General features: G+C 60.9%; 2 protein-coding genes. Both read right to left on the bottom strand.

The window, feature by feature from the left end:
- Positions 1–205: 205 nt before the first annotated feature.
- On the bottom strand, positions 206–2,710 hold the full coding sequence (gyrB, locus tag AC1DYX_RS29390; RefSeq protein ID WP_477265489.1) for a DNA topoisomerase (ATP-hydrolyzing) subunit B: 2,505 nt from the start codon (positions 2,708–2,710) through the stop codon (positions 206–208).
- 92 nt (positions 2,711–2,802) lie between these two features.
- Positions 2,803–3,480: DNA polymerase III subunit beta (dnaN, locus tag AC1DYX_RS29385; RefSeq protein WP_477265487.1), on the bottom strand; the 678-nt coding region annotated here is incomplete at its 5' end.

Genomic DNA, 3,480 nt, shown 5'->3' with positions numbered 1-3,480 from the left:
ACATGCACGCGCTCATGGATGAGGGTTGGGACGTTCTGGTAGTTTGGGAGTGCGAACTACGCGATCCTGAGCTATTGAACAGGATTAAGAATTTTTTAGAACGAGGCATCGAAAGGAGAGGGAAGCCCTAGCCTCCCTCTCGTCATCGTTGCGCAGAGGCACTGTTCATAACGTCTGCGATAAACCATTCTCAGGGCATTAACTTTTAGACGTCAATATTCCCCGCCTGCAGCGCATTCGTCTCAATAAAGTTTCTGCGCGGCTCGACTTCATCCCCCATCAGCGTCGTAAAGATCTGATCCGCCGCAATGGCATCCTCGATCTGCACCTTCAACAGACGACGCACGGTCGGATCCATGGTGGTCTCCCACAGCTGCTCGGGATTCATCTCGCCCAGACCTTTATAGCGCTGCTTGGACACGCCCCGCTCGGCTTCCTCGCGCAGCCATTCCATGGCCTGCTGGAAGTCGCGCACGGCGAATTCCTTCATCTTTTCGCCTTCGCCGCGGCGGATGATCGCGCCTGCGCCCATCAGGCCCTGGAACGTCTCGGCCGAGTTTTCCAAGGTCTTGTAGTCGCCGCCGGCGACGAAGTCGGCATCGATCGACGTCACCTGCACGTTGCCGTAGTGGATGCGTTCGATGCGCAGGCTGTGCTTGTCGGACAGTTCGTCGGAACGCACGCCCACCTTCACGCTCGGGTCGTGGATCGCGTCGGCCAGCGCTTGCGCCGATTTCTCGGTCGATTCCTGGGTCGTCAGGTCCAGCTTCACGCCGGTCATGATCGCGGACAGCGCGGCGCGGTCGATCACGCGCGATAGGCGCATCATGATCGCGTTCGCCTTGTTGTACCTGTCGACCAGCTCGCCCAGCGCAACATCCGTGATCGGCTCGGCGCCTTCCTTCGGCAGTAACGCGGCGCCATTCAGGGCGAAGCGCATCATGTAGCTCGCTTCTTCGACGTCGTCCTTGAGGTAGCGCTCGTCGCGGCCGGCCTTGACCTTGTACAGCGGCGGTTGCGCGATGTAGATGTGGCCGCGCTCGACCAGCTGCGGCATCTGGCGGTAGAACAAGGTCAGCAGCAGGGTGCGGATGTGGGCGCCGTCGACGTCCGCGTCGGTCATGATGATGATGCGGTGGTAGCGCAGCTTGTCGACGTTGAACTCGTCCGGGCCGATCGACGTGCCGAGCGTGGCGATCAAGGTCGTGATCTGTTCCGACGACAGCATCTTTTCGAAGCGCGCCTTTTCCACGTTCAGCACCTTGCCGCGCAGCGGCAGGATGGCCTGGAACTTACGGTCGCGACCCTGCTTGGCGGAACCGCCTGCGGAGTCACCCTCGACGATGTACAGCTCGGCCAGCGCCGGGTCGCGTTCCTGGCAGTCGGCCAGCTTCGACGACAGGCCCAGGCCGTCCATCACGCCCTTGCGGCGGGTGAGGTCGCGCGCCTTGCGGGCCGCCTCGCGCGCGCGCGCGGCTTCCACGATCTTGCCGCAGATGATCTTGGCGTCGTTCGGCTTTTCCATCAGGAAGTCGGTGAGCGTCTTCGCCACGATTTCCTCGACCGGGCCGCGCACTTCCGACGACACGAGCTTGTCTTTCGTTTGCGACGAGAACTTCGGCTCAGGCACTTTCACCGACAGCACGCAGGTGAGACCCTCGCGCATGTCGTCGCCCGAGATCTCGACCTTGGCCTTCTTGGCGAAGTCGTTCTCGTCGATGTATTTGTTGATCACGCGCGTCATCGCCGCGCGCAGGCCCGTCAGGTGGGTGCCGCCGTCGCGTTGCGGGATGTTGTTCGTGAAGCAGAGCACTTGCTCGTTGTACGCGTCGTTCCACTGCATCGACACGTCCACCGAGATTTCCGTGCCGTTTTCCGACTGGCGCTCGCCGGTCGCCTGGAACACGGTCGGGTGCAGGACGGTCTTGGCCTTGTTGATGTATTCGACGAAGCCGCGCGTGCCGCCTTCGAAGGCGAACACWTCTTCCTTGCCGGTGCGCTGGTCGGTCAGCTTGATGTTGACGCCATTATTCAGGAACGAGAGTTCGCGGATGCGCTTCGACAGGATCTCGTAGTGGAACTCGACATGCGTGAAGATTTCCTCGTCGGCCCAGAAATGCACTTCGGTGCCGCGCTTGTCGGTGTCGCCGAGGACCTTCATCGGCGACACTTCCACGCCATCGACGACTTCGATGATGCGGTCCAGCGGGACGCCGCGCGAGAATTCCAGCTGGCGCACCTTGCCGTTCTGGCGCACGGTCACGCGCAGCAGCTTCGACAGCGCGTTCACGCACGACACGCCGACGCCGTGCAGGCCGCCGGACACTTTATAGGCGTTCTGGTTGAACTTGCCGCCGGCGTGCAATTCCGTCAGGGCGATCTCGGTCGCCGAGCGCTTCGGCTCGTGCTTGTCGTCCATCTTGATGCCGGTCGGGATGCCGCGGCCGTTGTCGGTAATCGAGACGGAATTGTCGGAGTGGATCGTGACGTGGATTTCGGAGCAGTAGCCGGCCAGAGCCTCGTCGATCGAGTTATCGAGCACCTCGAACACCAGGTGATGCAGGCCGGTGCCATCCGACGTGTCGCCGATGTACATGCCCGGACGCTTGCGTACGGCTTCCAGGCCTTCCAGGATCTGGATCGACGAGGCGCCGTACTCTTCCGCCTTGGCAAGGGAGGATTCCAAAACTGCTTGAGTGTTCTCGGACATGACTGCTTTCTCAAATAACGTGTAAATCAGACGGCCGGCTCGTGGCCATGCGGTCTTGATCGTCGAACGAATATATGGGCGCTTTGCCCAAATTAAATGCGCATCGGCATGACGACGTACTTGAAGTCGCCATTTTCCGGAATCGACATCAGTGCCGACGAGTTCGAATCGCCCAGCGAAATATTCACCTGGTCGCACTTCAGGTTGTTCAGCACGTCCAGCAGGTACGTGACATTGAAACCGATGTCGATCGTGTCGCCGCCGTAGTCGATTTCGAGTTCTTCCACCGCCTCTTCCTGGTCGGCGTTGGTCGAGCTGATCTTCATCGAGCCAGGTGAAATCATGCAGCGCACGCCCTTGAACTTGTCGCTCGTCATGATCGCGGCGCGCTGCAGCGAGCGCAGCAGTTCGTCGCGGCTGATCGTGAAGTCGTTCTTGTAACCCTTCGGGATCACGCGGGTGTAATCGGGGAACTTGCCCTCGACGAGTTTCGACACGAGTTCGATGTCGGCGAACGTCAGCTTGACCTGCGAGGCGGCGATGTCCAGGCGGACTTCGTCGTCGCTTTCTTCCAGCAGGCGCTGCAATTCCAGGATGGTCTTGCGCGGGATGATCACTTCCTGGCGCTCGAACGTCTGCTCGGCCGTCACCTGGGAGAATGCGAGGCGGTGGCCGTCGGTGGCGACGGCGATCACGTTGTTACCGTCCAGCACGAGCAGCAGGCCGTTCAGGTAGTAGCGGATATCCTGCTGGGCCATCGCGAAGTGCAC

The organism is Massilia sp. P2_C2 (assembly GCF_056404615.1).
This window is presented reverse-complemented; position numbering and strand designations above follow the sequence as displayed.